Source organism: bacterium, assembly GCA_035370465.1.
Classification (GTDB): Bacteria; Ratteibacteria; UBA8468; order B48-G9; family JAFGKM01; genus JAGGVW01.
Genome location: DAOOVW010000066.1, coordinates 1 through 6,731 on the forward strand (window position 1 = coordinate 1; position 6,731 = coordinate 6,731).

Genomic DNA, 6,731 nt, shown 5'->3' on the forward strand with positions numbered 1-6,731 from the left:
ATCTTGATAATGTAATTCCATATGTTTTAAAGGTGATTGATATAATAACCTACAACAGAAAGTATAAATAATTCCTTCCAGAAAAATGGAAAAGTATTTTTTAATTTATCTATTACTTCTTTATTCTATTTTATTAAAAACCAACTCAGAGAAAAGTTATATGCTTAACTTTTTTAAAAAATTTACCCTCTAAAAAACAATATTTTCCTAATACTTTTACTTGATTTGTGGGAAGTTAGGGTTTAAAGAAAAGAAATAAATCGTTTCACTATATTGATGAAGTAATAAAATGAGAAAACATAGAATAGGATAAGGAAAGGGAAGTATTTATGTAATTTAGAGTGGCGAAGTTGACTTGTCAAATTTTTAGATATATGTTTTAATTTTAAACATATAAAAGGAGAAAAATGGATATTTATAAATTTTTGGGGAAAGAGTTTAAATGTGAATATTGTGGGAAAAAGCATAAGGTTGATATTAAATTTATAGAAAAGGGGAATATAAAAAATTTACCCGAACTTATATCAAATTTTTATGGAAATGGAAATAAGATATTGGTTTTATGTGATAATATAACTTATGATGTTGCTGGAAAACAAATTGAAAAAGTAATTAAAAAAGAGAATAATGTTGAATCACTTGTTTTAAAAGAAAAAAGTGGAAAAAGAGTAATAGCAAAAGAGGAATATCTACCTCAAATTGAAGAATATGCAAAAACAAATAATTTAATAATAACTGTTGGGACAGGAACAATAACTGATTTAGGAAAAATAACGGGTGATAAATTAAACATCCCTGTTTTATCATTCCCAACTGCTGCTTCAATGAATGCTTATACATCTAATGTTGCTGCATATATAAAAAATGGAGTTAAATTTACAATTCCTGTAAAATCAGCAGATGGTGTTTTTATGGATATGCAGGTAATTAAAGAAGCACCAATAGAACTTACAAAATCTGGTTTTGCTGATTCTCTTGCAAAAAGTTTTGCAAATTCTGATTGGAAAATATCCTCAATTATGACAGGTGAAGAATTTTGTTCTTTGCCATATAAAATTGTCAGTGATGTTGAAAAACAATATATTGATAAAGGAGATTTAATTATTCAGGGAGATGAAAAGACAATTGAAGTTCTTATGGAAGGGCTTAATTTAGGTGGTATCTCAATGATGATAGCAGGAAAATCATCTCCTGCATCAGGAGGAGAACACCTTATATCTCATTTTCTTGATATGTACGCACACCAGTATGAAAGAGATGTTTTTGCTTTTCATGGAATACAGGTTGCTTCTGGAATTTATATTTCATCGCTTCTTTATGATAAAATCAAAAACATAAATAAAACAGAGATTAAAAAAATGGTTGAAAAAACAAAAATTAACTATTCTGAAAAATATGAAAAAATTGTTAATTATTTTCCATCAGGAAAAGAAATTTTGAAAAAAGAATTTGAAAATAAAATAGAGATATTAAAAAAATTAAGAATAAAACTACCTGAAAAGTGGGATGAAATAAAAGAAGGTGTTTTTAAAATTGTTATTCCACCTGAAAGAATAAAAAGTGTTCTGAAAAAAGGAAAAGTCCCTTTTCATTTAAAAGATATTGGTGTTGATGAAAATTTAATTTATGATGATATAATTTTTTCAAGATTCATAAGGGCTAGGGTAACAATTCTTGATATAGCGGATGAAATAGGGATTTTAGAAAATTTTACTAACAAATACATTGGAGGTGTTATATGAAAAACACAGTTGTTGTTGCTCATAGAGGTTTAAGTAGTAAATATCCTGAAAATACAATTCTCTCATTTCAAAAAGCAGTTGAGATAAAAGTTGATGCAATTGAATTGGATGTAAGAGAAACAAAAGATGGAGAAATTATTATAATGCATGATGAAAAAGTAGATAGAACAACGGATGGAAATGGATATGTTGAACAACTGACATATAATGAAATAAAAAAACTTGATGCAGGAAAATGGAAAGGAAATTTTAAAGATGTGAAAGTTCCTTCCTTAAAGGAGGTCTTTGAGAATATCGGGAATAAAATTTATTACTTTATTGAAATTAAAAAAGTAAATATCTCAAAAGTTATAAAGTTGATTGATGATTTTAATTTAAAAGAAAATGTTGTTATTTCTTCTTTCCATATTGAGTATCTTTTAGAAACAAGGAAAATTGTTCCTGAAATGCCTGTTGCTTTTATTACTGGTAATTTTCCTGATAATATCAATACTTTAATAGAAAATGGAATAAGAACTTTAAATTTATATCACCCTGAAATAACTGATGAAAAATTTATTTATCTAACAAAAAAGGGGATTTTGACACATGTGTGGACAGTTGATGAAAAAGAAGATATGGAAAAATACTTAAATATGGAAATACCAATAATTACAAGTAATTGCCCTGATTTACTTTTAAAAGTCCTTGGAAGATGAAGGAAAAAGAAATAATTGAGTTTATAAGAAAAAGTGTAATAACCAGAAGTAAAAATATTATTGCAGGTATTGGTGATGATACCGCTGTTGTAAAATATACAAAAAATGACTATTTACTTTTGACAATTGATTCAATTGTTGAAAATGTCCACTTCAAATTAAATCAGGCAACTTATTACCAAATTGGTAAAAAAGCAATTGCTGTAAATTTAAGTGATATTGCAGCAATGGGAGGTATTCCCCTTTATATACTCATTTCAATTGGTTTACCAGAGGGGGAAAAAGAGACAATTGGAAATTTATTGAATGGTTTTAAGTACATGGCAAAAAGATATAAATTTGAAATTATTGGAGGTAATTTAACTAAATCAAATATCTTATTCATTGATGTCTGTGCAGTTGGAAAAGTGGAAAAGAAATATTTAAAATTGAGAAATGGAGCAAAAGAAGGGGACTTAATTTATGTCACTGGAAATTTAGGTGCTTCTCAAATAAAAAAGCACTTAAATATTAAACCCAAAATAGAGGAAGGTAGATTTCTTGTAAAAAATTTTCCTATTTCTGCTATGATTGATATTTCAGATGGTCTTTCTTCCGATTTAATAACTCTTTCAAAAGAAAGTAATGTTGGATTTAATATATTTCTTGAAAAAATCCCGTTATCCAATGAAGTAAAAAAAATAAGTAAAACAAAAGAAGAAGAAATTTTGCATGCTTTAAATGATGGAGAGGACTATGAACTTCTTTTTACGATACCTGAAAAATACAAAAATAACATCCCCGAAAAAATAAATAAAACAAAAATAACACTAATTGGAGAAATTACAAAAGACAGAGAATACAAAGGAATTTATAAAAACAGAGAAATAAATATAACTGCATCTGGTTTTGACCACTTTCCAATTCTAACTTCCTAAACTCCAACTTTTATCATATATAATAACGAGAAATTTTAAAATTATCCTTGAATATAAAGTTGATTAAAAACTTTCTGTGCTTCTACTACAAGTTCTCTTATGTAATCTTCTGCTTTTGCTGTATCTCTTTTTTCCATATATTCTGTTAAAACACTTATTTCCATTTTTTCTGCAACTACCTCACATGCTTCCCATGAAAGAATACTTCTTATAACTCTTTCAATTGCCTGTTGTTCATTATCATAGGGTCTGGGTTGCATATCATGTCCTTTCCATCTTTTATAATTTGCCTGTTGAATTAATTTCGCTATTGCTATATTCATCCCATTTACTCTTGCACCATTGTCAATATCAAATTTCCCCGGTCCACCTAAAATTACTCCATCATTATAACCCTGACTATTCACATGCATGTGGACAAGATTATTATTATCAATTTCTTCAACTGTATCATAAATATGGTCAAGTCCAATCATTTCAGAATGCCCAAATTCTTTATTTACACCTTTTTTATCAATATTTATACCATATTGTTGATGTAGTTTTTTCCAGAATAAAATTGAACTTGCAACGGTTGGAAGTAGCATTGCAGGGTGCCCTTCGTTTGGTTTTGGCTCAATCGCCATATAAAATTTGCCACTTTTCTTTTCTTCATATTTACATAAATTTGCTATACTTTCTTTTAAATTTTCATACATATTTTTAACTAAAGGTGTTGCTAAATCATAACCCCATGAACCATTCCAGAGAACAAAAGTAGGTAATATTTCTTTATCCCATGTATTTTCCATTTCATATCCTATATCAACAGCCCTTATTCCAAATTCGTTTGCTTTTTTTCTTTCTTCTTTATCAAGTGAAGATATACCTCCATATGCCCAATAAGTATGAGCACCAGGAGATGCCAAACCAAGAAAAATACCTGTTTCTTTCATTACTCCAATTACTTGTTTAATATTTTTCTCATTAATTTCTGTATCATAATGTACCTCAATCCCAAGAACAATATTTTCAGGTAATTTAGGTCTAATTTTATCTGCTACAAGTTTTACAAAATCAGCAGTCGTAAATTTTTCACCACCAAAAGAAGGTCTTATATTAGAAGGAACAAAACCACCTTTGCCTGGATTAAATGTCCATCTACAAACTGAATGATAACTTTTTCTCATTGTATTCTCCTTTTAAATTTCATCTCGTTATTAAGGAAATAGAAATTTCTTTAACTTTTTCAAGACATTCTTTTTTTTCTTTTACTTCACTTTTCTTATCCACTCCTTTACATATAATTTCTCCTGAATATTTTGCACCTATTGTTACAAAAAAATTTTTTATTATACTTTTAGCATTTTCAATAAAATCATTTCTTTCACTTGCTTCAACACAAATAAAATATCCTTTTTTATTTTTTGGTTTATATGTTTTGAAAAAATTTATAGCAAGGTATTGACATTGAAATCTATCTATCATCATTTTTGTTTGAGCAGATAAACTACCAAAAAAAATAGGAGAGGCAACAACAATTACATCTGCATTTTCAACTTCTGGATAAATTTTTTGCATATCATCTTCTATTTTACACCTTCCATCATTTCTTACATTTTCACACTCCTGACACGCAACAAATCTCATCTGATTTAATATAAATTTTTTTGTTTTTATCTCTTCTTTTTCTACATGTTTTAGAAACATATCAAGCAAAAGTTCAGAATTACCATGCCTTCTTGGACTTCCGCATATGCCTAAAACATACATTATTTATTCTCCTTCATTTTTTCTCCACAACAAACTTCCTGCTTATTGGATTCTCTTCCGCATTTCTTACATACATATTTTTTACTTTCTTTTTTTCTTCCACATCCACAACTTTTGCACATTTCTCTCACCCCCTTATAGTTAAAAAATTTTAAAACTTCAATTCAACTTCATTTTCCCACAACCCGTGAATGTTGCAATATGAAAAAGATAAAATTTTCCCTTCCTTTGCTGTTTTAAATTTCATCTGTAAAATTGGTTCTGTATAAATAGAACTTGTATCAGGCCCTTCTGTTGAAGCACCATGTGAAAGAAAATCAACTTTACCTATTTGATAGGGAAATTTTGACCCATCTGGCAGGAAATAAACTTCTATCCAGACAATATGATGAGAAGTTGTATTTGGATGGGGTATTTCTTTACCAACACTTACTTTTAAACATATACCTTTTTCTTTATTCTTTTCAATTATCTCAATAACCGGAACATGTTTTTCTTTTTTCCAGTCAGCCGACTGAAATATATTCAGCATACCTACCTCCTTAAAATTTTTTAAATTTTTTACCCGATACATTACATACAGGACAATTTTCTGGAGGAGTCCCTATATGAGTGTACCCGCAGACAGGACATATATATATTTCATCAATTTCAACATCTTTGCCCTTAATAACACTTTTTTTTGCATTTGAATACAACAATTGATGAATTTTTTCTGCTTCAAGTGCATAGTGAATTGACCTATGTGCTTTTTCCTCTCCCTGTAAATTAACTATTGCATCAAAAGAAGGATACATTTCTTCTACCTCATATGTTTCTCCTTCAATTGCCGTCTGTAAATTTTTTTCTGTATTATCTATATATTCCAGAACTCTTGCATGATTTATTGCATGAACCTGTTCTGCAAAAGCAATTGCTCTAAAAAGTCGGGCTATATTTGAAAACCCCTCTTTTTCTGCGATTTCTGCAAAGGATAAATATTTCATATGAGCCATACTTTCACCAGCAAATGCTTCATCTAAAACTTTTTTTGTAATGTTTTTCATTTTCAAAAACTCCATTTTTGTATTCAACCACTGCCAAATTTGACACTACTTTTTATTCAATATCTTCAAGAATATTTATAAGGTCATCTTCATGCTCAACTTCATCAGTTAGAATACTTAATACCATACCATAAGTAATTGGGTCTTTATCTTTAACAAAATCAAGAAGTTTTTGATAGACCTTAATTGCACATTGTTCACCCTTAATATTTTGTTTTAAAATAGGGATAATACCAGGGTCTTCTGGTGCCTCATATCCACAATTTGTTAATTTATACCAATCCTCTGGTTTTAAAACAGGAGTTCCACCAATTTGAATAATTCTGCCGACAATCATTTCAGCATGTTTCAACTCATCACCTGCATGCTGAGTAAGTTCGGCAATTACTTCTTCTTTCATCATCCCTTTAACAACCTTTGCTCCAATCCAGTACTGATAATATGCAAGCCATTCATCCGAAAGTGCCTTATTAAGCAATTTTACTAATTCTTCTACATCTACTCCAACTATTTCTTTGCCTTTTCTTTCCATACTTTCCTCCTTTTTTGGTTATTTTTTAAATAGTTCAATTGCTT

General features: G+C 28.9%; 9 protein-coding genes. 3 read left to right on the forward strand and 6 right to left on the reverse strand.

What is annotated here, in order from left to right; all coding sequences use genetic code 11:
- Window positions 1-407: 407 nt before the first annotated feature.
- Genes PLW95_07555 through PLW95_07565 form a run of 3 tightly spaced genes read left to right on the forward strand, consistent with a single transcriptional unit; the run spans window position 408 to window position 3,357 of the window.
- Complete coding sequence (locus PLW95_07555; GenBank protein ID HOV22510.1) at window positions 408-1,742, forward strand: iron-containing alcohol dehydrogenase; 1,335 nt, start codon at window positions 408-410, stop codon at window positions 1,740-1,742.
- Window positions 1,739-2,440, forward strand: a complete 702-nt coding sequence (locus PLW95_07560) for a glycerophosphodiester phosphodiesterase family protein (protein HOV22511.1) — start codon at window positions 1,739-1,741, stop codon at window positions 2,438-2,440. Before PLW95_07555 ends, PLW95_07560 begins: the two co-directional genes overlap by 4 nt.
- Complete coding sequence (locus tag PLW95_07565) at window positions 2,437-3,357, forward strand: thiamine-phosphate kinase (protein HOV22512.1); 921 nt, start codon at window positions 2,437-2,439, stop codon at window positions 3,355-3,357. Before PLW95_07560 ends, PLW95_07565 begins: the two co-directional genes overlap by 4 nt.
- A 41-nt stretch (window positions 3,358-3,398) precedes the next feature.
- Here the strand turns inward: PLW95_07565 and PLW95_07570 are convergent, their stop codons facing one another.
- From PLW95_07570 to PLW95_07595, 6 genes are read right to left on the reverse strand one after another with little or no spacing between them, the layout of a single operon-like run.
- Window positions 3,399-4,526 (reverse strand): xylose isomerase, encoded by a 1,128-nt coding sequence (locus PLW95_07570; GenBank protein ID HOV22513.1) that lies wholly within the window; start codon window positions 4,524-4,526, stop codon window positions 3,399-3,401.
- 19 nt (window positions 4,527-4,545) lie between these two features.
- Window positions 4,546-5,109 (reverse strand): flavodoxin family protein, encoded by a 564-nt coding sequence (locus PLW95_07575; protein HOV22514.1) that lies wholly within the window; start codon window positions 5,107-5,109, stop codon window positions 4,546-4,548.
- On the reverse strand, window positions 5,109-5,231 hold the full coding sequence (locus PLW95_07580) for a hypothetical protein (GenBank protein HOV22515.1): 123 nt from the start codon (window positions 5,229-5,231) through the stop codon (window positions 5,109-5,111). The genes PLW95_07575 and PLW95_07580 overlap by 1 nt, the downstream gene beginning before the upstream one ends.
- 29 nt (window positions 5,232-5,260) lie before the next feature.
- On the reverse strand, window positions 5,261-5,641 hold the full coding sequence (locus PLW95_07585; GenBank protein HOV22516.1) for a desulfoferrodoxin family protein: 381 nt from the start codon (window positions 5,639-5,641) through the stop codon (window positions 5,261-5,263).
- 10 nt (window positions 5,642-5,651) lie between these two features.
- Window positions 5,652-6,155 carry a rubrerythrin family protein gene (locus tag PLW95_07590; protein HOV22517.1) on the reverse strand — a complete coding sequence of 168 codons (504 nt, stop codon included), beginning with the start codon at window positions 6,153-6,155 and terminating at the stop codon, window positions 5,652-5,654.
- A gap of 52 nt (window positions 6,156-6,207) precedes the next feature.
- Window positions 6,208-6,687 (reverse strand): ferritin-like domain-containing protein, encoded by a 480-nt coding sequence (locus PLW95_07595; GenBank protein HOV22518.1) that lies wholly within the window; start codon window positions 6,685-6,687, stop codon window positions 6,208-6,210.
- Window positions 6,688-6,731 lie beyond the last annotated feature (44 nt).

What these genes read in the sequence shown, in the direction of transcription:
- PLW95_07555 (HOV22510.1), top strand. Translation starts at nt 408, where the DNA reads ATGGATATTTATAAATTTTTGGGGAAAGAGTTTAAATGTGAATATTGT.
- PLW95_07560 (HOV22511.1), top strand. Translation starts at nt 1,739, where the DNA reads ATGAAAAACACAGTTGTTGTTGCTCATAGAGGTTTAAGTAGTAAATAT.
- PLW95_07565 (HOV22512.1), top strand. Translation starts at nt 2,437, where the DNA reads ATGAAGGAAAAAGAAATAATTGAGTTTATAAGAAAAAGTGTAATAACC.
- PLW95_07570 (HOV22513.1), bottom strand. Translation starts at nt 4,526, where the DNA reads ATGAGAAAAAGTTATCATTCAGTTTGTAGATGGACATTTAATCCAGGC.
- PLW95_07575 (HOV22514.1), bottom strand. Translation starts at nt 5,109, where the DNA reads ATGTATGTTTTAGGCATATGCGGAAGTCCAAGAAGGCATGGTAATTCT.
- PLW95_07580 (HOV22515.1), bottom strand. Translation starts at nt 5,231, where the DNA reads ATGTGCAAAAGTTGTGGATGTGGAAGAAAAAAAGAAAGTAAAAAATAT.
- PLW95_07585 (HOV22516.1), bottom strand. Translation starts at nt 5,641, where the DNA reads ATGCTGAATATATTTCAGTCGGCTGACTGGAAAAAAGAAAAACATGTT.
- PLW95_07590 (HOV22517.1), bottom strand. Translation starts at nt 6,155, where the DNA reads ATGAAAAACATTACAAAAAAAGTTTTAGATGAAGCATTTGCTGGTGAA.
- PLW95_07595 (HOV22518.1), bottom strand. Translation starts at nt 6,687, where the DNA reads ATGGAAAGAAAAGGCAAAGAAATAGTTGGAGTAGATGTAGAAGAATTA.